Below are 20905 nucleotides of genomic sequence, written 5' to 3' on the forward strand. Positions count from 1 at the left end.
CCGCCCACGGCGGTGCTGGACATCAACAATATCGAAGTCGTCTACAACAAGGCGGTGCAGGTGTTGCGCGGCCTGTCCCTGTCCGTGCCGGCCGGCAGCATCGTGGCGCTGCTGGGCAGCAACGGCGCAGGCAAGTCCACCACGTTGAAGGCGGTCTCCGGGTTGCTGGATCTGGAAGACGGCGCGCTGGTACGCGGGCATATCGTTTTCAACGGCGGCGATACCGCGGGCGCCAAACCACAGAACCTGGTGCGTTCCGGGTTGGCCCATGTGATGGAAGGGCGGCGGGTGTTCGAAGACCTGACCGTGGAAGAGAACCTGGTGGCGGCTACCTACGCGCTGACGGGGCGGCCGGGCGCGAAAGTGGATTTCGACCTGGTCTACGGATACTTTCCGCGCCTGTTCGAGCGTCGTCGGGGCCTGGCAGGTTACCTGTCGGGTGGTGAACAGCAGATGCTGGCCATCGGCCGGGCGTTGATCGCGCAGCCCCGGTTGATGCTGCTGGATGAGCCGTCACTGGGTTTGTCGCCGATGCTGGTGGAGAGCATCTTTTCCATCATCGCGCGCATCAACGCCGAGCAAGGCGTGTCGATGCTGCTGGTGGAGCAGAACGCGTCCGTGGCGCTGGCCGTGGCGCATTACGGCTACATCATGGAGACGGGCAAGGTGGTGATCGACGGCACCGCCGACAAGCTGGCGTCGGATCCGGATGTGCGCGAGTTCTACCTGGGGGTTGGCGGGACGGGCGAGGCCCGTGGGTTTCGCGATATCAAGCACTACAAGCGCCGCAAGCGCTGGCTGTCATGAAGGACGAGACCGTGATCGCCTCTACCGGTACGGCCGCCTGGCCCGAGCTGACGTTGCCCCAGATGCTGCGCGAACAGGCGCGGCGCCAGCCGTCGAACATCGCCATCCGGCAAAAGGACTTCGGCATCTGGAAGCCCCTGACGTGGGCGGACTACTGGCAACGTGCCTGCCGCGTGGGGCTAGGCCTGCGGGCACTGGGCTTGAGCCGGGGCGGGCGCGTGGCCATCGTGTCCGAAAACCGCGTGGAATGGCTCCTGACGCAGTTGGGCGCGGGCACCGTCGGCGGCGTGGCGGTGGGCGTGTATCCCACTAGCCCCGCCGAAGAAATGGGCTACGTGCTGGAACATGCGGACGTGGAACTGGTGGTGTGCGAGGACCAGGAGCAGACCGACAAGGTGTTGCAGGTGGCCAGCCGCCTGCCGTTGCTGCGGCGTATCGTGATCGTGGAAACCAAGGGCCTGCGCTCGTATGCGCCGGCCGATCGTCAGCGTATTGCGACCTTCGCCGAGACCGAGGCCGACGGCGCCTGCCGGGAAGCGGCGGAGCTGCCCGCCCTGAACGCGGCGCTGGACGCGCAGGGGCTGGACGATACCGGCCTGATGATCTACACGTCGGGCTCCACGGGCAAGCCCAAGGGCGCGATGCTGAGCTATCGCAACATGCGGGGCGTGGCGCCAGGCATCGCGGACCGGCTGTCGATGGATGCGCATAGCGTGCACCTGTCGTACCTGCCGCTGTGTCACGTGGCCGAGCAGATGCTGTCGACGTTCGTGCCGCTGTATGTGGGCTCGCAAGTGAATTTCGGCGAATCCATCCGCACGGTGCAGGAAGATCTGCGCGAAGTGGCGCCGACCATCTTCCTGGGGGTGCCGCGCATCTGGGAGAAACTGCACGCATCCATATCCATCAAAATGCAGGAAGCCGGCCGCTTGCAGCGGTGGCTGTACCAGCGCGCGCTGGCGGCATGCGCGCCGTTCCTGGAGAAGTCGCCGGCGCAATACACCACTGCCGAGCGTTTGACGCATGCGCTGTGGTACTGGCTGGTGCTGCGTGCTTTGCAGAACTTCATCGGTTTGCGCCGGGCGCGCGTGGCGATGACCGGGGCGGCGCCGATCCCGCCGGATGTGGTGCGCTACTTTCGTAATTTGGGCGTGCCGCTGCTGGAGGTCTATGGGCTGACGGAATCGGCGGGCATGATTTTCGGCCAGCATCCCGACCGCGTGAAGGTCGGCACCGTGGGTGAACCCATCCTGGGCGTGGAATGGAAGATGGGCGAGGCCGGCGAGTTACTGGTGCGTGGCGACATGGTGTTCCAGGGTTACTACAAGCACGCCGAGGCGACTGCCGACACGGTGCGCGACGGCTGGCTGCATACCGGCGACGTGGTGGCGGAACAGGACGGCCGCGTCCGTATCGTCGACCGCTTGAAGGACATCATGATTACCGCAGGCGGCAAGAACCTGACGCCGTCCGAGATCGAAAATGCGGTGAAGGGCAGCCCCTACGTGAAGGAGTGCATCGTCATCGCCGACGGCCGCAAGTATGTGTCGGCGTTGATCCAGCTGGAGTTCGACACGGTGGCCAAGTGGGCGGAGTCGCGCCGGATCGCGTTTACGCACTTCCGGTCGTTGACCGAGTGCGCGCAAGTGCGCGAACTGGTTCAGCAGGAAGTGGCGCGCGCGAACGCGGGCTTGGCGCCGGTGGCGCAGATCAAGCGCTTCCATCTGCTGACCAAGGAACTGGACCACGACGATGGCGAGGTGACGGCGACGATGAAAGTCAGGCGCGCCAGCATCTATCGCACCTACGCAAACGAAATCGAAACGCTGTACGTTGAGGAGACGCTGGCATGAACGAAGCCGTGATCGTGGAAGCGGTGCGCACGCCGTTCGGCCGCCGCGGCGGATGGTGGGCGCAGACCCGGCCGGATACGTTGCTGGCCCAGACGGTGCAGGGACTGCTTGCGCGCGCTGGATTACCGGGCGGCAAGGTCGAGGACGTGATCGCCGGATGCGTGAGCCAGGCGGGCGAACAGGGCGCCAACATCGGCCGTCTGGCCGCGATGCTGTCGGGCTTGCCGGAAAGCGTGCCGGGCGTGGCCTTGAACCGCATGTGCGGATCCAGCCAGCAGGCGGTGCATTTTGGCGCGCAGGCCATTGCCGCGGGAGACATGCGGTATGTGGTGGCGGGCGGCGTCGAAAACATGAGCCGCGTGCCGATGTTCCTGGACGTGACGTTGGGGCATGGCGAATTCCGCGGCTTCGAATCCTTGAACCCCGCGCTGCTTGAGCGCTATCCGCTGATTCACCAGATCGAAAGCGCGGAACGCATCGCCGACCATTGGCAACTATCGCAGGCCGCGATGGACGAGTGGGCGCGCGAAAGCCACGCGCGTGCCTGGGCCGCCGCGCGGGCGGGTCTGCATGCGGAACTGCTGCCGGGCCCGCAAGGGGCCCTGCATCGGGACGAAGGCATCCGCGAGGCGACCGACCCCGCGCGGATGGCGGCGATGGCGCCCGCGATGCGTCCGGCCGGACAAGGCGGCGTGACGGCCGCCAATGCCAGCCAGCTGGCTGACGGCGCGGCGGCGGTGTTGCTGGCTGACCGCGACATCGCGCTGTCCGACGGGCTGCGGCCGCGTGCGCGCTTTCTGGCGAGGGTAGTGGTTGGGTCGGACCCTGTGATGCAGTTGACGGGCGTGATTCCCGCCACCCGGCTGGCGCTTGAGCGGGCCGGCCTGACGCTGGCGGATATCGACTGGGTCGAGATCAATGAAGCCTTCGCCAGCGTGGTGCTGGCTTGGCAGCACGAACTGGACGCCAAGCCGGCGCGGATCAACCCCTGGGGCGGCGCGATCGCGCACGGGCATCCGCTGGGCGCGACGGGCGCGGGATTGATGGCCAAGATGTTGGCCGGGCTGGAGGCGACGGAAGGCGAATTCGGGATGCAGCTGATGTGCATCGGCCACGGCATGGCGACGGCGACCATCATCCAGAGGCTGTAACCGCACATGGAAAAGACAGCCGCCGCGCCGCGCGAGGAAAGCGGGGAATCCGAACGCCGCCGCGAACTGGTGCTGACGGCGGGCCGCTTGTTCTGCAAGCACGGCTACGAGCGCACGACGGTGCGTGAGCTGGCGCGCGCGGTGGGCTTGCAGTCGGGCAGCCTGTTCCATCATTTCCGCAGCAAGGAGGCGATCCTGGTGGCGGTGATGAACAACGGTATCCAGGAGGTGATCGACGACGGCGAGCGGGCGCTGGCGCATTACGACGCGCCGGCGGACCGCCTGGGGGCCCTGTTCCGCGTCCACATGTGGAGCATGCTGCACGGCGCGGGGGGCGATGCGATGAACGCGCTGGTGTATGAGTGGCGCAGCCTGTCGGCGCCCAGCCAGTTGGCCGTGAAAGCGTTAAGCGACCGTTACGAGGCCATGTGGCAATCGGTGGTGGCGGATGCCGTGGCGGCCGGGCTGATCAAGGGCGACGCGCGCGTCATCAAACGCTGCGTGCTGGGGGCGATGAACCTGACCGTGCAATGGTACAAACCCGGCGGTCGGCTGGCGCCCGCCGAATTCATCGACGCCATGCTGCTGGCAGCCTTGCCCGGTTTGCCCGCAGGGGTCGGGACGTGGCCGGTGGAGGTCAGCCCCGACGCGTGAGGAAGGCGCCGACGGCGCAGGCCGTGCCCAGCGCCAACAGCGAACCCGACACGGGAAGCAGGAAATCCGCTTCGCCGTGGTAGCCGCCGCCGGTGACGCCGCCCGATACGCCGCCCATCCACAGCAGCGCGGTCAGCAGCGACGCGACCGCCGAGATCGCGGCGGCGATGCACAGGGCGATGAATATCGGCCGGCGGGGCCGGACGGGCGCATACGGCGCGCCCGGCTGGATGCGGCGGGGTTGCTTGATCCAGTAGACCAGCCCCGCCACGACCAGCAGCAGCATCAGGATCTTGAAGATCATGATGCGGCCCGTGCCTTAGTCTTCACGGCGCAGGTGCGGGAAGAGGATGACGTCGCGGATGCTGGGGCTGTCGGTCAGCAGCATGACCAGGCGGTCGATGCCGATGCCGCAGCCGCCCGTCGGGGGCATGCCGTATTCCAGGGCGCGGATGTAGTCCGCGTCGTAGAACATGGCTTCTTCGTCGCCGGCGTCCTTGGCTTCGACTTGCGAGCGGAAGCGTTCGGCCTGGTCTTCGGGGTCGTTCAATTCCGAGAAGCCGTTGGCGATTTCGCGGCCCGTCATGAAGAGTTCGAAGCGTTCGGTGATGCCTTCGCGCGTGTCGGAGGCGCGGGCCAGCGGCGACACTTCGACCGGGTAGTCGATGATGTACGTCGGGTTCCAGAGCTTGGCTTCGGCGGTTTCTTCGAACAGCGCCAGTTGCAACGCGCCCAGGCCGGCGCGCGACAGCACGGGGCCGTCGGCGTCCGCGCCCAGCTTCTTCAGTTCAGCGCGCACGAAGGCGGCATCGTCCAGCTGCGCCTGGGTGTAACCCGGCGCGTACTTCAGGATGGCTTCGCAGATCGTCAGGCGGTCGAACGGCTTGGACAAGTCCAGTTCGCGTTCGCCATAGGTCAGGACGGCGCTGCCGGTGGCCGAGATGGCGGCCTGGCGGATCAGTTCTTCCGTGAAGTCCATGAGCCAGCGGTATTCCGCGAAGGCTGCATAGAATTCCATCATCGTGAATTCAGGGTTGTGGCGCGGGCTGACGCCTTCGTTGCGGAAGTTGCGGTTGACTTCGAACACGCGTTCGAAGCCGCCGACAATCAGGCGCTTCAGGTAGAGCTCGGGCGCGATGCGCAGGTACATTTCCATGTCCAGCGCATTGTGGTGCGTCACGAAGGGCTTGGCCGCCGCGCCGCCCGGGATCGGGTGCAGCATGGGCGTTTCCACTTCGAGAAAGCCGGCGTTCAGCATGAACTGGCGGATGCTGCCCACGGCCTTGCTGCGCGCTTCGAACGTGCGGCGCGTGGCGTCCGTCATGATGAGGTCGACGTAGCGCTGGCGGTAGCGCAGTTCCTGGTCGGCCACGCCGTGGAACTTGTCCGGCAGCGGGCGCAGCGACTTCGACAGCAGGCGGGCGGTGGCGGCGTGGACCGACAGTTCGCCCTTGTTGGTCTTGAAGACCGACCCTTCGATGGCGATGATGTCGCCGATGTCCCATTGCTTGAACGCGGCGTAGTTGTCTTCGCCCAGCGTGCCACGGTCCAGGTAGATCTGGATGCGGCCGGTGCTGTCTTGCAGCGTGGCAAAGCTGGCCTTGCCCATGACGCGCTTGAGCATCATGCGGCCGGCGACCTTGACGGTGACGGCGGCGGCGGCCAGCGCTTCCTGCTCTTGGCCGTCGTACTTGTCATGCAGGGCGGCGGCGCGGGCGTCCGGAACGAAATCGTTGGGATACGCGACCCCGGTTTCGCGCAGTTTGGCCAGCTTGGCGCGCCGTTCGGCGATCAAGCGGTTTTCATCCTGGGCGGGGGCCGGAGTGGTCGAGTGGTCGGTCATGGTCGAGGGATCAGTCGTAATTGCGGATGTCGTCGATTTCGGTCGTGCCGAAATCTTCGCGATCCAGATAGGCAAGAATGCGGGAGGCTACGTTGGCGGGCGAAGAAAGCTTGCCCGTGGCGTGAAAGTCCTGGAATTTGGCCAGTGCCGGGAAGCTCTCCGGGCTGCTGGAACGGATGGCCGCCTGCATGTCGGTGTCGACGATGCCGGGGGCAAGCGCGACGATGCGCGCGCCGTCGGCGCCTTGTTCCTGCTTGACCACGCGCGAGTACATGTCCAGCGCGGCTTTGGTGGCGCAGTACACGCCCCAGCCGGCATTCGGATTGCGGCCCGCGCCGGAGGAGATGTTCAGCACGCGGCGGTCGGCGGCCAGGTCTTCGACCGCAGCCAGGAAGCGCGCGGTCAGCAGCATGACGGCGGTGACGTTCAGATTGAAAGCCGCCGTGATGGCCGCGCTGTCGATCAGCGCGTCGGTGCCGGCGACGGGGTGAACCGTGCCCGCGTTGTTGATCAGCAGATAGCGGCGGGCATCGCGCGGCAGGGCCGAGCAGATGCGTTCGGCCGCGGCTTCGGCCGCATCCAGGTCCGAGAGGTCCACGGACAACTGTTCCAGCTGCACGTCTTGCGAGCGCGCGTAGGCGGCAAGCTCGGGGTCTTCGCGGCGGGCCAGCGTGATCAGGCGGGTGCCCGGTTTGGCCAGGCCGCGCGCCATGGCGGCGCCGATGCCGCGCGATGCGCCGGTCAGAATTGCGATGGTGTCAGACATTCGTGGACCTCTGGAGTGCGGTTAGCGGAAGTATCGAGACGGACTTAGACGCCTTGCTTCAGGCTGGCCTGGATGAAGGGATCCAGGTCGCCATCCAGCACTTTCTGCGTGTTGGAGATTTCGACGTTCGTGCGCAGGTCCTTGATGCGGCTTTGATCCAGGACGTAGGAACGGATCTGATGGCCCCAGCCCACATCGGTCTTGGAGTCTTCCAGCTTCTGCTGTTCGGCCATGCGGTTGCGCATTTCCAATTCGTAGAGCTTGGACTTCAGCATCTGCATCGCTTCGGCACGGTTGCGGTGCTGCGATCGGTCGTTCTGGCACTGCACCACGATCCCGGTGGGGATGTGGGTCAGGCGCACGGCGGAATCGGTCTTGTTGATGTGCTGGCCGCCGGCGCCGGACGCGCGGTAGGTATCCACGCGCAGGTCGGCGGGATTGACATCGACTTCGAACGAATCATCGACTTCGGGGTAGACGAACACGCTGGCGAAGGACGTGTGGCGGCCGCCGGAAGAATCGAACGGGCTCTTGCGGACCAGGCGGTGCACGCCGGTTTCGGTGCGCAGATAGCCAAAGGCGTATTCGCCTTCGATCTTGATCGTGGCGGACTTCAGGCCTGCGACTTCGCCTTCGGATTCTTCCAGGATTTCAGCCTTGAAGCCCTTGCGCTCGGCGTACTTCAGGTACTGGCGCAACAGCATCGAGGCCCAGTCCTGCGCTTCGGTGCCGCCCGCGCCTGCCTGGATGTCCACGAAGCAGTTCAGCGGATCGGCCGGATTGGAGAACATGCGGCGGAATTCCAGGTCTTCGAGCTTTTCCTGGTAGCCGTTGGCGTCGAGTTCGATGGATTCCAGCGTGGAATCGTCGTCATCGGCCTTGGCCATTTCAAACAGTTCGTTGGCGTCGGCCAGGCCCATGCCCAGACCCGTGAGCGTTTCCACCACGGTTTCCAGCGCTTTCTTTTCACGGCCCAGGTCTTGGGCGTGTTTGGGGTCGTTCCAGACCGCCGGGTCTTCGAGCTCGGCGTTTACGACTTGCAGGCGTTCAGCTTTGGCATCGTAGTCAAAGATACCTCCGTAGAGCCTGTTCGCGCTCCGCGTAATCGGCGAGGCGGGCTGCGAGCTGGTTCTGACGTTCGGCTTCCATGATGATCCTGTCCTGATGACTTTTGTGCGAAACCTGGCATTTTACCGTGGATGGCTCAACTGCGCGGGCGCGTGTTGCAAGAATGGGGACGGATGTGTTTCCAGGGGTGTTTACTTCCCCTGGGGTGTTCACTTTCCCAGGGGGCACTTCCTGTACCCGCGCGGACTAGCCCGCGTGTTCAATCACCAGTTGCACCGACACCATGCCGTTCCAGGTGTTTTGTTCCAGCCGGTACGCGGCCTGGATGTGTTCGGGCAGCGACTGGTCGTGGCCGAACCAGATCGCGTCAAAGCGTTGATGGCCGCGTTCCAGCGACAGTTTCAAGTGCTTTTCGCCGACCAGGCGCTGGTTGCGCACGGTGAACTCGTCCAGGAACAACGGGGCGGCGAAGCCTGCGCCCCAGACTTGCTGCTGCAGCATGCCCGCGACATCGGCGTTGGCGTAGCCGGACTCCAGCGAGCCGTCGGTTTCGATGATGGGTTCGAAGGTGTCGCGCCCGGTGAGTTCGCGCACGGCGGCGTCGAACGCGGGGGCGAAGGCCGGGAAGTCCTCGCGGCCCAGGGTCAGGCCCGCGGCCATCGCGTGGCCGCCGAACTTGCGGATCAGGTTGGGATGGCGCTTGGACACCAGGTCCAGCGCGTCGCGCAAATGCACGTCGGGAATGGAACGGCCGGAGCCGCGGATTTCGTCGTCGCCCGCCGGCGCGAAGGCCAGCGTGGGGCGCCAGAACTTTTCTTTCAAGCGCGAGGCCACCAGGCCCACCACGCCCTGGTGCCAGCCGGGGTCGAACACGCACACCGTGGCGCCCGACGCGGCATTGGGCTCTTCCATGGCGGCCAGCGCTTGTTCGCGCATTTCGGCTTCGATGGTGCGGCGCTCGCGGTTGATGTTGTCGAGTTCACGCGCCATTTCCAGCGCTTGGGCTTCGTCGTCGGTGGTCAGGCAGGCGATGCCCAGGCTCATGTCGGCCAGGCGGCCTGCGGCGTTGATGCGGGGGCCCAGCGCGAAGCCCAGGTCGAAGCCATTGGCGCTGCGCGGTTCGCGGCCGGCCACGGCGAACAACGCGCGCAAACCGGGCTGAAGCCGGCCGCTGCGCATGCGCTGCAGGCCCTGCGTAACCAGCAGGCGGTTGTTGGCATCCAGCTTGACCACGTCGGCCACCGTGCCTAGGGCAACCAGGTCCGACAGCGCGTCCAGGCGCGGGCCGCCGTCGGCCGCGTAGACGCCGCGGCGGCGCAGTTCGGCGCGCAACGCCAGCATCATGTAGAAGATGACGCCCACGCCGGCCAGGTTCTTGGACGGAAAGCCGCAGCCTGGCTGGTTGGGATTCACGATAGCCAGCGCGTCGGGCAGGGTGTCGCCCGGCAGGTGGTGGTCGGTGATGACGACGCCGATGCCTGCCGCGTTGGCGGCGGCCACGCCGTCCACGCTGGCGATGCCGTTATCCACCGTGATGATGATGTCGGGCTTGCCGCTGCGGTGCCGCACGGCCAGATCCACCACGGCGGGCGACAGGCCATAGCCGGTTTCGAAGCGGTTGGGCACCAGGAAGTCGACGTCGGCGCCCATTGCGGACAAGGCGCGCAGGCCGACCGCGCAGGCGGTGGCGCCGTCGCAGTCATAGTCGGCCACGATCAGCATTTTCTTGCCGGATTGCAGCGCGTCGGCCAGCACGCCGGCGGCGTGCGCCGAATGGGTCAGGCCGGCGGGCGGCAGCAGCGACGGCCAGGCCAGCTTGGTTTGGTCCGGGTGGCTGACGCCACGGGCAGCCCACAGCCGGGCCAGCAGGGGATGGATGCCCGAGGCTTCCAGGATGCGGCAGGCATCCAGGTGGGCCGGGCGGATAGTCAAGCGGGGTGTGACCACCAGGCGCTCCAGTTTTTCTTGGGGGCGGGCAGCAAGCCAAGCAGGCCCCCGCGTGGTTTCAGGGTAAGGGCGACTTGGCGGTCATCGCCCAGCAACAGCAGTTCGGCGGGCGTGTCGGGCACGCCTTTCTTGCCGGCCAGTGGCCGCAGATGCCGGGTGTCCAATTCGGCTAGCGCGTCCAGCCAGGCGGACCAGTCGCCGGTGCGTTGAGGCGCGTCCAGCGCGGTCAGCACGCGTTCCGGGCCGGCCGGCGCGATAGGCCAGGGCGTGCCGCCGCCATACAGCCACAGGGCGTTGACGGGCGCCAGGCCGCGTGCGGCGCGCGCATCGTTGACGGGATGCTCGTGCCACGCCATCTGTATTTCATTCAGCAGCCGCCGCCACGGGCGCGTTTCCGTATCCTGCCGCCACCATTCGTTCAGGCGTTGGCCGGCCACGACCAGCGGTGAAGCCGTCTGCGGACGCAAGCCGTCGGGCAGCCGCAGGCGCCACCGCTGTGGGGACAGGGGCTCGACGGTAAACCCCGTGCCGTCGAACAGCGGGCGGGCCGTGTCCAGCAGCGCGGCGGTTTCTTCGGGCAGCAGATCCATCTGGGCGGGATCCAGCAGGTTGGCCTGATCGGCCCCCAGCGCCAGGTGGACCAGTTCGGCCAGCCAGACGGCCTGGCCAGCGGGCGCCTGTTCGGCGGCCAGCAGCGGCCCCAGGCCGGCCCCTTGCAGCAGGCCGGGTTCGGGCGTGTAGCCTGCGCGGCGCAATTGCCACGATTCGAAAGCGGTGCAGCCGTGGCTGCGCACGTCGAAGGCGGCCGGGCGCGCGGTGCCGGCCAGCAGCCAGCTGTGCAGCGTGGGCGCGCGTTCGGGCAAGAGCTTGGCCAGTTCGGCGGCAACGGGAAGAGCGGGCAGGGCGCCCGGAATGACGATCAGCATGGCGGGATTGTAGTCCGCGCGCGCCAGGGGAACTAAGCGGCGGCGGCGACTGCCATAGGTTGACACGCCTGGTCGTGGAACCGCACATCCGCGGCGCGATTTCCAGGCCGTTAATGCAATAATGCGCACGTGCTGAAAATACCCTACGAACTCTGGATAGGCGCCCGTTATGCCGGGTTGGCCCGAATCCGCCAGCGACGCGGGCGCCGCGATCGCTTCATCTCTTTCATCGCCGCCAGCTCCATGGCGGGCATCGCGCTGGGCGTCGCCGCCCTGATCGTGGTGTTGTCCGTGATGAACGGGTTTCAAAAAGAAGTGCGCGACCGCATGTTGTCGGTGCTGCCGCACATTGAACTCTACATCCCGGGGGGCTTGCCCGAACGGGTGCTTGAGCAATGGCGGCAGTTCGCTGACGCGGCCAAGCAGAACCCCGAAGTCAAGGCCGGCGCGCCCTTTGTGGCGGCGCAGGGCATGCTGGTGCGGGGGCAGGCGCTGCGGGGCGTGCAGGTGCGCGGCATTGATCCGGCCACTGAAGGCAACGTGTCCGACCTGCCGCGCCAGATGGTGTCGGGCAAGCTGGCCGACCTGAAGGCGGGCGGCTTTGGCGTGGTGCTGGGCAACGAATTGGCCGACGGCCTGGGCGTGAAGCTGGGCGATACGCTGCTGATGATGGCGCCGCAAGGCTCGATCAGCCCGGCCGGTTTCGCGCCGCGCATGCGCCAATTCACCGTGGTGGGTGTGTTCTCGTCCGGGCACTATGAATACGATTCCTCGCTGGCGTTCGTCGACAACGAAGACGCCGCGCGCGTGTTCCGCGAAAGCGGCACGGCCGGCGTGCGTCTGCGCATCGCCGACATGCAGAAAGCGCCCGAAGTGGCCAGCGAACTGAAGAAAGTACTGCCGCCGTATGTGATGGCCAGCGACTGGTCGCGCAACAACCGCACCTGGTTTGCGGCCGTGCAGACCGAAAAGCGCATGATGTTCCTGATCCTGGCGCTGATCGTGGCCGTGGCGGCGTTCAACCTGCTGTCGTCGCTGGTGATGGCCGTGAAGGACAAGCAGTCCGATATCGCCATCTTGCGCACGCTGGGCGCGGGGCCAGGCGAAGTGGCCCGCATCTTCCTGGTGCAGGGCGCGCTGATCGGTGTCATCGGCACCTTGCTGGGCGTGGCGGGCGGCATTGTCATTGCGTACAACGTGGACGTGATCGTGCCCTTCATCGAGGGTCTGCTGGGCGTGCATTTCCTGCCGCGCGAAGTCTATTTCATCAGCGCCTTGCCGTCCGATCCGCAAGTGGGCGATATCGTCACGATCGGCCTGACGTCCCTGGTGCTGTCGCTGCTGGCGACGCTGTATCCCAGCTGGCGCGCATCGCGCCTGCAACCCGCACAGGTGCTGCGCCATGATTGACGCCCCGAATCGTTCCTCTTCGACGCCTGCCTTGCAGGCCGAGAATATCGTCAAGGTCTACGACGAGGGCCCGGCCCGCATCGAAGTGCTCAGCAACGTCAGCCTGTCCGTGGCGCGCGGCGAAATGGTCGCCATCGTGGGCGCGTCGGGCTCGGGCAAGAGCACGTTGCTGCATATCCTGGGCCTGTTGGATGTGCCCACCAGCGGTTCGGTGTCCGTCGATGGAAATCTGGCCGTCGGTTTATCCGAAGCCAAGAAAAGCGCGGTACGCAACAGCAGCCTGGGCTTCGTGTACCAGTTCCATCATCTGCTGGCCGAGTTTTCGGCGCTGGACAATGTGGCCATGCCGCTGATCGTGCGCCGTGAAAACCGCGACAAGGCCCGCGAGGCCGCGCGCGAGGTCCTGGCGCTGGTGGGCCTTGCCGCCCGCGAAGACCATTTTCCGGGGCAGTTGTCCGGCGGCGAACGCCAGCGGGTGGCGCTGGCGCGCGCGCTGGTGACGCGGCCGGTGTGCGTGCTGGCCGACGAACCCACGGGCAACCTGGACCGCAACACGGCGCACAAGATGTTCGAGCTGCTGACCCGCGTGAACCAGGAGTCGGGCACGGCGTTCGCTATCGTGACGCATGACCCGGAGCTGGCCGCTCGTGCCGACCGCCAATTGCTGATGGAAAACGGCCGGCTGGTATCGGGATAGCGCGATACGGGGGGATAATTCCGTCAAGGAGGCCATGCCCATGCTGATCGACACCCACTGCCATCTGGATGCCGCCGAATTCGACACCGACCGCCAGCAGGTGGCCGACCACGCCTGCGAGGCCGGCGTCCAATCCATCGTAATTCCCGCCATCGAGCGCGCCAATTTCCCGATCGTGCGGGACTTGGCCGGCCGCGTCGCCGGCGGCGCGTATGCGCTGGGCATTCACCCCTTGTTTGTGCAGCGCGCCGACGATTCCGATCTGGACGTGCTGCGCGACACCATCAAACAGTCATTGGGCGACCCCCGATTTGTCGCCATCGGCGAGATCGGCCTGGATTTTTTCGTGCCCGAGATCTCGTCGGGCGAACCCCGCGAACGCCAGGAACGCTTCTATGCCGCGCAGTTGGACATGGCCGAGGAGTTCCGCTTGCCGGTGTTGTTGCATGTGCGCCGGTCGCAAGACATTCTGCTGAAGTATCTGCGCCGCCATGGCCGTATCGGCGGCATCGCGCACGCCTTTAACGGTAGCGCGCAGCAGGCGCAGGCCTTCATCGATCACGGTTTTGCGTTAGGGCTGGGCGGGGCCATGACCTACGAGCGCGCCTTGCAGATCCGCCGGCATGCCGTGGACGTGGACCTGGCGCATCTGGTGCTGGAGACGGATGCGCCCGATATCCCGCCGGCCTGGCTGCACCCGCCTGACCGCCGCAACCGGCCGGGGGAACTGGCCCGCATCGCCGCGGTGCTGGCCGAATTGCGCGGCATCTCGCCCGCCCAGGTGGCGCAGGCCACCACCGCCAACGCCATGCGTGTGCTGCCCCGCCTGCCGGCCGCCATTCTGGCCGACGCCGACTGACTTCCGTCCCCCGATGTAGGCGACGCGATAACGACAGTTGTCGCGCCGATGCCTCATATTTCCAAGAATTTTCTGAAAAGTTGCGTTTGGTTGAATAAAAGCTGACAAAAAGTTGAATGCAATATTGGGAATGCCTATCATTGCCGTTCATTGAAAATTTCAATCAGCGCAAGGCGCGCCGTTCCGCCGGAGCGGTTTCATTTCATTCCCATGTCGACTCAGAAAAGCATCAATGGCTCCGGGGGAGCCCGTCCTGCCCATTTCCCCACTTTCCGCGTGTTGCCGCTTGTTTTGGCGATCGCCGCGGCGGGCAGCGCCCACGCGCAGTCCGCCAGCGGCGCGAAGGAGGACACCATGGGGATCGCGCAGATGGACACCGTCGTGGTGACCGCGGCGGGCTTCGAGCAAGAGATCAAGAACGCGCCCGCGTCCATTTCGGTGATTACCCGCGAGCAACTGGAGACCAAGCCGTTCCACAATCTGGCCGACGCAGTCGCGGACGTGGAAGGCGTGACGGTGGAGCGGGGCGGCAAGGCTGGCGGCATGAACATCAGTATCCGCGGGCTGCCCAGCGACTACACACTGGTGCTGGTGGATGGCAAACGCCTGAATCAGAACAGCTCTGGCGCGCGGCCCAACGGCTTTGGCGACGTGGATACCAATTTCATTCCGCCGATGGCGGCCATTGAACGCATTGAAGTCGTGCGCGGCCCCATGTCCACCTTGTACGGATCCGATGCGATGGGCGGGGTGATCAACATCATCACGCGTAAGGTCAGCCAGGATTGGACGGGCCAGATCACGTTGGACGGCACGGCACAAGGGGACAATGCCTTTGGCAACAACTATGGCGCGGCGTTCTACCTGAGCGGCCCGATCAAGACCGACAAGCTGGGCCTGACCTTGCGCGGCGGCCAGTACCGACGCTTGAGCGCCAATGGCGATTACCCGGCCAACCAGGCCGAGTACGACAGCGGCAATTACACCGGCGACCTTGCCAGTTTTTCCGGCCTGGGCGACAGCAAGCAGCAGAACGTGGGGCTGCGCCTGGCGCTGACGCCCAACCGCAATCACGACATTCTGTTCGATGTGGACAGCAACTGGCAGACGTATGACAACGCCAACGGCGAACTGGGCACGTTGAATTCCAGCATCGCGCCCAACCGTCAGGGCGGCGGCTACGAACCTGAAATGAAGTTCAACCGCCAGCGCTATGCCCTGACGCATCTGGGGCGTTACAGCGGTTCCATCAGCTCCGACACCAGCCTGGTCTACGACACGACCGAAACCATCGGCCGCACCAACCCCATGAATTCGCCGCGCCGGCCTTCCGACGGCGAAAAGCGCGATCTGGAATACGACAACTGGGTGTTCGACACCAAGTGGACGATGCCGATGTTCAACGACCGCCATAACCTCACGGTGGGCGGGCAATGGCGCGAACAGCAGTTCAAGGACACGCTGGTGTCCGCGCCGCTGGACCAGAGCCAGTATCAATGGGCGCTGTTCGCGGAAGACGAGTGGCGCATTGTCGATGACCTGGCCTTGACGGCGGGCGCGCGCTACGACCGCAACGAGCAGTTCGGCGGCAAGTGGAGCCCGCGCGGATATCTGGTGTGGAACGCCACGCCGATGTGGACCGTCAAGGGCGGTGTGAGCAAGGGCTACAAGACGCCGGACATCAATTTGATGACGGACGGGATCATTGGCCTGGGCGCGCAGGGCACGATGCCGCTGCTGGGCAATTCGCAGCTGAAGCCGGAAAGCAGCACCTCGTCCGAGCTGGGCCTGCTGTTTGACGACGGCGAAGGGCTGTCGGGCAACCTGACCGCTTTCCATACCAAGTTCAAGGACAAGATCGACAGCCAGAACATTCCCAACTGCCTGGCCGTGGGCGGCCCGGCGCCGGATTGCCTGGATCTGGGGGTATGGGAGCGCAACGGGATTCCCGTGGCGAATTTTTCGCAGCGCGTGAATATCGATACCGCGACGATCCAGGGCTTTGAACTGGGCGGCCGCGTTCCGTTGTATGGCGGCGTGTCGTTCAACGGCAACTACACCTTGACCGCCAGTGAAGTGACCTCGGGCGCGAAGCAAGGGCAACCGCTGGGTTCGCAACCCCGCCACGCCTTGAACCTGGGCCTGAACTGGCGCATCAACGACCAGTTCAACGCGTGGGTGCGTGGCGAATATCGCGCCAAGCAGTTCAACGACATGAATTGGGAAAAGGAGCAGGTGTTCTACAACCCGTACTGGCTCGCCAGCATGGGCGGGTCTTACGTGGTTAACAAGAACGTGACCCTGTCGGCATCGGTGTTCAACCTGTTCGACAAGAACTTCGTCGACTACGGCCCGACCAAGACCGGCACCCGCGCGCCGGCGGCCAATGCCAATTGGAGCAATTCGTACCGCCAGGTGCTGGAAGGCCGCCGCCTGTGGGTGTCGGCGAACATCACCTTCTGATCGCGCAGACGCCCGGCTGTTGCCGGGCAGTGTCGCCAGGGCCCCGCCGCGTGCGGGGCCTTTCGCATTCCGCGACGCTAGACCAGAAGCGGCAGTTCCATGCGCACGCTCAGGCCTTGCGGCGAGACGTTGCGGGCCGAGATCCGGCCCTTGTGCGCCGCGATCGCGGCTTGCGCGATCGATAAGCCCAGGCCGGCGCCGGAACCCGGGGCCTTCGAGCCGGACGCGGTTCGGAAGAACGGTTCAAACAGGGATTCCAGATCGGCGGGCGGCACGCCAGGGCCGCGGTCTTCAATTTCCAGGCAGGCCTCGCGCGCGCCGACCAGCAGCCGTACCCGGATCGCGCTGTGCGCGGGCGCGAAGCGCACGGCGTTGCGCAGCACGTTTTCGATGGCGCTGGCCAGGCTGTCACGATCGCCGGTCACCGACACCGGGGCCGGGCTGTCCCAAAGAATGCGCACCTGTTGTTCGCCCGCTTCGTAACGGGCGTCGTCCACGACGGCGGACACGACGCCGGCCAGATCCAGCGTGTCGCTGGGCTCGGGCTGGGCGCCCAGGCGGGCCAGGCGCAACGTGTTGCCAACCAGCGTGTCCAGGCGCTCACATTCCCGTTCGATGCGGTCCAGCTGCATGTCCTGGCGCTCGTCCTTGCGCCGCGCCAGTTCGGCGGCCAGGCGCAGCCGGGCAAGGGGCGAGCGCAACTCATGCGCGATGTTGTGCAGCAGTTGTTCGCGGGTGTCGACCAATGCCTTCAGCCGGTCTGCCATGGCGTTGAAGTCACGCGCCAGCAGGCCGAGCTCGTCCTTGCGTCTGGCGAGCTTGGGCGGGGTCTGGGCGTCCAGGCACCCGGCGGCCAGCGCGTGCGTGGCCTGGCGTAGTTGCGTCAAGGGCGCGGTCACGTGCCGGGTCAACGCCCAGCATAACGGCGCGGTGACCGCCAACGCGAAGAGCAACAGTGCCAGCGCGACGGGCGACAGGCCCAGCACTTCCCAATGCGACGAATCAAAAGGCAGGAACAGCATCAGCAGTTGGGAACCGTCGGGCAGATCGAGCCGTTGCGGCTGCCACCAGGAAACGCGTTCGCCGACGGGGTCGGGAAGCAGGTAGTCCGCTTGTGGGGACCGATCGGTGGCCGCCCGGTAGGCCGTCAGCCAGTCGTGCGTGCGGGCGGGCAGGGTCCGGCCCAGGATCTCGGTGTCGCGGGCGTCCAGCACGTAGATCTTCAGCGCCGAGTAACGTTGATCCATGGCTTGGACCCAGCGTTCCAGGCCTTTCATGCCGTGATTGCGGGCGACTTGCCGGGCGTCGTGCGTGAGGCTGGCCGGATTCAGGCCGTCCAGCGAATTGATGCGATACCAGGCGACCGTCGCGGTGAACAGCATGCCGCACACCAGGATGATGGCCATGGCGCCCCAGAAGGTCAGGAACGCGCGCCAGAACAGCGACCGAGTGGGTATCAGCCAGGGCATCAGGCCGCGCCCGCCAGCACATAGCCCAGCCCGCGCAGGTTGCGGATCGACAGCGTATCGCCGGACGTGCCCAGGCGCAGCTTCTTGCGCAGTGTGCTGATGTGGGTGTCGATGCTGCGGTCGTAACGTTCCGGCCGGCGTCCCAACGCGTACATGCCGATCTGTTCGCGGGTGGCCACTTGCCCGGGAGCGCGCATCAGCAGTTCCAGAATGCGCTGTTCAGCCCCCGTCAGCAGGACGTCTTCGCCGTTCAGCCGGACCCGGCCGCTGGCGGGGTCCAGCGTCAATGCGCCCAGCGTCAGGCATGGCGTGATGGCTTCCGGCGCGTCTTCAAAGCGCCGCAGCACCGCCGTGATGCGGGCCTTGAGCTCGCGGGGGCTGAAGGGTTTGGCCAGGTAGTCGTCGGCGCCGAATTCCAGCCCCAGCACGCGGTCGGTCTCGCCGCCGTGGGCCGTGAACATGATGACGGGGCGGCGCGAACGCCGGCGGTAATGCTTGAGCAGGTCCAGCCCGCTGCCGTCCGGCAGCATCAGGTCTAGCAGCACCAGGTCGTAATCGTGTTGCGCCAGCAAGGCAACGCCGTGGGCGCCCGTGTGGGCCAGCGTCAGCAGGCTGTGATTCGGTTCGAGGTATTCGCGCAGCATCTGTGCAAGCTCGACATCGTCGTCGATCAGCAGGATGCGGTGCGCGACCGCGGAATGAGAAAAAGGCATCCGTATTGAGTGTCCAGCACCCGGTAGTCTGGCGCATCGCCAAGCCGCCGAGTGTCAAGAAGTGCGAAGAAGATAAAAGTTGTGGAAAGGCGTTTGCCCGGCTCCAACAGCCTCAATTCTAATATGAGAATAGTTTTCATTAAGAAATAAGAGGCGGGCTTAGTGTCGCACGCAGGGTGCGCCGCGGGTCCGGTACGGGAGAAAGCGGAATCATGAGCAGCAACGATCTGGCCTTGGGCGGCCGCATTCGGGTATCGCGCACGCGGTTGGCGGCGGCGCTTTGCGCGGCGGGACTGGGCGTGAGCCCGGCGGCGGTTTGGGCGCAGGCAAGCGATTCCCCGAAAACGATGGAAACCGTCGTGGTGACCGCCAGCGGATTCGAACAGCAGATCAAGGACGCCCCGGCGTCGATCAGCGTGATTACCCGCGACGACCTGGACAAGAAGCTCTACCGCGACGTGAACGACGCGCTGCTGGAGGTGCCGGGCGTCATCATCACGGGCGGGGGAGACCGCCAGGACATCAGCCTGCGCGGCATGGGCCCGCAATACACGCTGATCCTGATCGACGGCAAGCGCCAGAGCTCGCGGGAAACGCGCACCAACTCGGATTCCGCCGGCGTGGAAGGCGGCTGGACGCCGCCGCTGGCCGCCATCGAACGGATTGAAGTCGTGCGCGGCCCGATGTCGTCCCTGTATGGCTCGGACGCCATGGGCGGGGTGATCAACATCATCACCCGCAAGGTGCCCAACGAATGGGGCGGCGAAATCCGCCTGGACACCACCATCCAGGAAAGCAATAAGTCGGGCGACATCTACCAGGGCAATTTCTACCTGTCCGGGCCCATCAAGACCGACCTGCTGGGCTTGCAGATCTACGGGCAGTCGTCGCAGCGGGATGAAGACGATATCGTCAACGGCTTTCGCAAGCGCAATTCGGACAGCGTGACCGCCAAACTGGCGCTGACGCCCAACCGTAACCACGACATCGTGCTGGAAGGCACGACCATGCGCCAGAAGTACGAGAACACGCTGGGCAAGACGGTCGCGCCGCAACCGCCGGGCGTCGCATGCGGCCGCAACGGCTGCCCCGCATCGTCGGAAACCGATTACCGCAGCAACAAATGGGCGCTGTCGCACACGGGGCGCTGGGGCTGGGCCGTGTCGGACAGCTATGTGCAGCAGGAAGAGTTCGACAACCGTTCGCGGCAGATGAAGATCAAGAATCTGAACCTGCAATCCAGCTGGACGCTGCCGCTGGGCTCGCACATGCTGACCCTGGGCGGCACCTACCTCAGCCAGCGCCTGAACGACCAGACCGGCAACCAGTTGGCGGGCGGCCCCAACAAGATCGACCGCTACCAATGGGCGTTGTTCGCCGAAGACGAGTGGCGCCTGACCGACAGTTTTGCCGTCACGGCCGGCCTGCGCATGGACGAGGACGAGAATTTCGGCACACACTTCAGCCCGCGCCTGTACGGCGTGTGGCAAATGGCCGAGCGGTGGACGCTGAAGGGCGGGGTATCGACCGGCTTTCGCGCGCCCGACCTGCGCCAGACGGTGGCGGGCTGGGGGCAGGTCAGCCGCGGCGGCAACATGTACGGCAACCCGGACCTGACGCCTGAAAAATCGGTGACCGAGGAAATCGGCATTCTGTATGACGACGGTGAAGGCTTCAACGCCGGCCTGACCGTGTTCAACAACGATTTCAAGGACAAGATCACCCGCGTGGGTTGCCCGGCCTCGCAATGCCCCGAAGGCCCGAACCAGTTCGGCGCCAGCCCCACCACCTACATGAACGTGGACAAGGCGGTGTCGCGCGGCGTGGAAGCCAATCTGAAGTTGCCGCTGGGCCGTGACTGGTCGCTGACCAGCAGCTACACGTTCACCAAGTCGGAGCAGAAGTCGGGCCAATACCAGGGCCAGCCCCTGAACCAGTTGCCCAAGCATCTGTTCACCACCACCGTGAACTGGCAGGCGTCGGACGCGCTGCAAGCCTGGGCCCGCCTGAACTACCGCGGCAAGGAAAGCCAGCCGATCACCAGCGCGTCGTCTTCCTCGTTCATTGCGCCGTCCTACACCTTTGTGGATCTTGGCGGTTCGTATGCCGTGAACAAGACAGTGTCGGTGTATGCGGGCATCTACAACCTGTTCGACAAACAGGTCACCTACGACGATTACGAGTTCGTGGAAGACGGCCGCCGCTATTGGTTGGGCGTGGGCGTGAAGTTCTGATCTTGAGGCACGAGGGGGACGCTTGCGTCCCCCGCAACACGAAGA

The 20905-nt window shown here is 65.5% G+C and carries 17 protein-coding genes; 9 read left to right on the top strand and 8 right to left on the bottom strand.

Translation table 11 applies throughout. The features are described from left to right. Nucleotides 1–12: 12 nt before the first annotated feature. The 4 genes from ACI0FO_RS25850 to ACI0FO_RS25865 are packed head-to-tail and all read left to right on the top strand — an operon-like array spanning nt 13 to nt 4465. Complete coding sequence (locus tag ACI0FO_RS25850) at nt 13–807, top strand: ABC transporter ATP-binding protein (protein ID WP_313464335.1); 795 nt, start codon at nt 13–15, stop codon at nt 805–807. Beyond that, the gene (locus tag ACI0FO_RS25855) at nt 804–2660 is read left to right on the top strand and encodes an AMP-dependent synthetase/ligase (RefSeq protein WP_416031461.1); all 1857 of its coding nucleotides are present in this window, start codon (nt 804–806) and stop codon (nt 2658–2660) included. Before ACI0FO_RS25850 ends, ACI0FO_RS25855 begins: the two co-directional genes overlap by 4 nt. Then, entirely contained in the window at nt 2657–3811 is a 1155-nt protein-coding gene (locus tag ACI0FO_RS25860; protein WP_416031463.1) for a thiolase family protein, read from the top strand. Before ACI0FO_RS25855 ends, ACI0FO_RS25860 begins: the two co-directional genes overlap by 4 nt. A 6-nt stretch (nt 3812–3817) precedes the next feature. Next, nucleotides 3818–4465, top strand: a complete 648-nt coding sequence (locus tag ACI0FO_RS25865) for a TetR/AcrR family transcriptional regulator (protein WP_416031465.1) — start codon at nt 3818–3820, stop codon at nt 4463–4465. Here ACI0FO_RS25865 and ACI0FO_RS25870 read toward each other — a convergent pair. From ACI0FO_RS25870 to ACI0FO_RS25895, 6 genes are all read right to left on the bottom strand, one after another. Further along, nucleotides 4449–4769: a preprotein translocase subunit TatB gene (locus ACI0FO_RS25870; protein ID WP_416031467.1), complete on the bottom strand. Its 321-nt coding sequence runs from the start codon at nt 4767–4769 to the stop codon at nt 4449–4451. The genes ACI0FO_RS25865 and ACI0FO_RS25870 overlap by 17 nt on opposite strands. Before the next feature lie 15 nt (nt 4770–4784). Then, complete coding sequence (gene lysS, locus ACI0FO_RS25875; RefSeq protein WP_105557695.1) at nt 4785–6308, bottom strand: lysine--tRNA ligase; 1524 nt, start codon at nt 6306–6308, stop codon at nt 4785–4787. A gap of 10 nt (nt 6309–6318) precedes the next feature. Continuing rightward, on the bottom strand, nt 6319–7074 hold the full coding sequence (locus ACI0FO_RS25880) for an SDR family oxidoreductase (protein WP_416031469.1): 756 nt from the start codon (nt 7072–7074) through the stop codon (nt 6319–6321). 44 nt (nt 7075–7118) lie between these two features. Continuing rightward, nucleotides 7119–8223 (bottom strand): peptide chain release factor 2 gene (prfB, locus tag ACI0FO_RS25885; protein WP_105557697.1). Its coding sequence is split into 2 segments (ribosomal slippage): nt 7119–8141 and nt 8143–8223, totalling 1104 coding nucleotides; the frame shifts between segments, so codons are not numbered across the junction. 165 nt (nt 8224–8388) lie between these two features. Further along, the gene (recJ, locus tag ACI0FO_RS25890; RefSeq protein ID WP_416031471.1) at nt 8389–10089 is read right to left on the bottom strand and encodes a single-stranded-DNA-specific exonuclease RecJ; all 1701 of its coding nucleotides are present in this window, start codon (nt 10087–10089) and stop codon (nt 8389–8391) included. Further along, on the bottom strand, nt 10071–11015 hold the full coding sequence (locus ACI0FO_RS25895) for a hypothetical protein (RefSeq protein ID WP_416031473.1): 945 nt from the start codon (nt 11013–11015) through the stop codon (nt 10071–10073). The genes recJ and ACI0FO_RS25895 overlap by 19 nt, the downstream gene beginning before the upstream one ends. 177 nt (nt 11016–11192) lie before the next feature. On the opposite strand from ACI0FO_RS25895, the gene ACI0FO_RS25900 reads away from it, so the two are divergent. The 4 genes from ACI0FO_RS25900 to ACI0FO_RS25915 all read left to right on the top strand — a co-directional run bounded on the left by ACI0FO_RS25900 (nt 11193) and on the right by ACI0FO_RS25915 (nt 16444). Further along, the gene (locus ACI0FO_RS25900; protein ID WP_416031567.1) at nt 11193–12425 is read left to right on the top strand and encodes a lipoprotein-releasing ABC transporter permease subunit; all 1233 of its coding nucleotides are present in this window, start codon (nt 11193–11195) and stop codon (nt 12423–12425) included. Further along, nucleotides 12418–13122, top strand: coding sequence for an ABC transporter ATP-binding protein (locus ACI0FO_RS25905; RefSeq protein WP_105557700.1), 705 nt, complete (start codon nt 12418–12420; stop codon nt 13120–13122). The genes ACI0FO_RS25900 and ACI0FO_RS25905 overlap by 8 nt, the downstream gene beginning before the upstream one ends. 40 nt (nt 13123–13162) lie before the next feature. Continuing rightward, complete coding sequence (locus tag ACI0FO_RS25910) at nt 13163–13981, top strand: TatD family hydrolase (RefSeq protein ID WP_416031476.1); 819 nt, start codon at nt 13163–13165, stop codon at nt 13979–13981. 210 nt (nt 13982–14191) lie between these two features. Next, a complete protein-coding gene (locus ACI0FO_RS25915) occupies nt 14192–16444 on the top strand; it encodes a TonB-dependent receptor domain-containing protein (RefSeq protein ID WP_416031478.1) in 2253 nt (750 codons plus the stop codon). A 77-nt stretch (nt 16445–16521) separates the two neighbouring features. Here ACI0FO_RS25915 and ACI0FO_RS25920 read toward each other — a convergent pair whose 3' ends face one another. Together ACI0FO_RS25920 and ACI0FO_RS25925 are read right to left on the bottom strand one after the other, a co-directional pair. Beyond that, nucleotides 16522–17913, bottom strand: coding sequence for a sensor histidine kinase (locus ACI0FO_RS25920; protein WP_416031480.1), 1392 nt, complete (start codon nt 17911–17913; stop codon nt 16522–16524). Beyond that, nucleotides 17913–18626, bottom strand: coding sequence for a response regulator transcription factor (locus ACI0FO_RS25925; RefSeq protein WP_416031482.1), 714 nt, complete (start codon nt 18624–18626; stop codon nt 17913–17915). Before ACI0FO_RS25925 ends, ACI0FO_RS25920 begins: the two co-directional genes overlap by 1 nt. A gap of 212 nt (nt 18627–18838) precedes the next feature. Between ACI0FO_RS25925 and ACI0FO_RS25930 the strand changes: the two genes are divergently transcribed. Continuing rightward, nucleotides 18839–20860: a ligand-gated channel protein gene (locus ACI0FO_RS25930; RefSeq protein WP_416031484.1), complete on the top strand. Its 2022-nt coding sequence runs from the start codon at nt 18839–18841 to the stop codon at nt 20858–20860. Nucleotides 20861–20905: the final 45 nt, after the last annotated feature.

The organism is Achromobacter marplatensis (assembly GCF_049060505.1).
GTDB lineage: Bacteria > Pseudomonadota > Gammaproteobacteria > Burkholderiales > Burkholderiaceae_B > Achromobacter > Achromobacter marplatensis_A.

Coding starts and splice junctions, on each gene's coding strand:
- ACI0FO_RS25855 (WP_416031461.1), top strand. CDS start 804: ATGAAGGACGAGACCGTGATCGCCTCTACCGGTACGGCCGCCTGGCCC.
- ACI0FO_RS25860 (WP_416031463.1), top strand. CDS start 2,657: ATGAACGAAGCCGTGATCGTGGAAGCGGTGCGCACGCCGTTCGGCCGC.
- ACI0FO_RS25865 (WP_416031465.1), top strand. CDS start 3,818: ATGGAAAAGACAGCCGCCGCGCCGCGCGAGGAAAGCGGGGAATCCGAA.
- ACI0FO_RS25870 (WP_416031467.1), bottom strand. CDS start 4,769: ATGATCTTCAAGATCCTGATGCTGCTGCTGGTCGTGGCGGGGCTGGTC.
- lysS (WP_105557695.1), bottom strand. CDS start 6,308: ATGACCGACCACTCGACCACTCCGGCCCCCGCCCAGGATGAAAACCGC.
- ACI0FO_RS25880 (WP_416031469.1), bottom strand. CDS start 7,074: ATGTCTGACACCATCGCAATTCTGACCGGCGCATCGCGCGGCATCGGC.
- ACI0FO_RS25895 (WP_416031473.1), bottom strand. CDS start 11,015: ATGCTGATCGTCATTCCGGGCGCCCTGCCCGCTCTTCCCGTTGCCGCC.
- ACI0FO_RS25905 (WP_105557700.1), top strand. CDS start 12,418: ATGATTGACGCCCCGAATCGTTCCTCTTCGACGCCTGCCTTGCAGGCC.
- ACI0FO_RS25910 (WP_416031476.1), top strand. CDS start 13,163: ATGCTGATCGACACCCACTGCCATCTGGATGCCGCCGAATTCGACACC.
- ACI0FO_RS25915 (WP_416031478.1), top strand. CDS start 14,192: ATGTCGACTCAGAAAAGCATCAATGGCTCCGGGGGAGCCCGTCCTGCC.
- ACI0FO_RS25920 (WP_416031480.1), bottom strand. CDS start 17,913: ATGCCCTGGCTGATACCCACTCGGTCGCTGTTCTGGCGCGCGTTCCTG.
- ACI0FO_RS25925 (WP_416031482.1), bottom strand. CDS start 18,626: ATGCCTTTTTCTCATTCCGCGGTCGCGCACCGCATCCTGCTGATCGAC.
- ACI0FO_RS25930 (WP_416031484.1), top strand. CDS start 18,839: ATGAGCAGCAACGATCTGGCCTTGGGCGGCCGCATTCGGGTATCGCGC.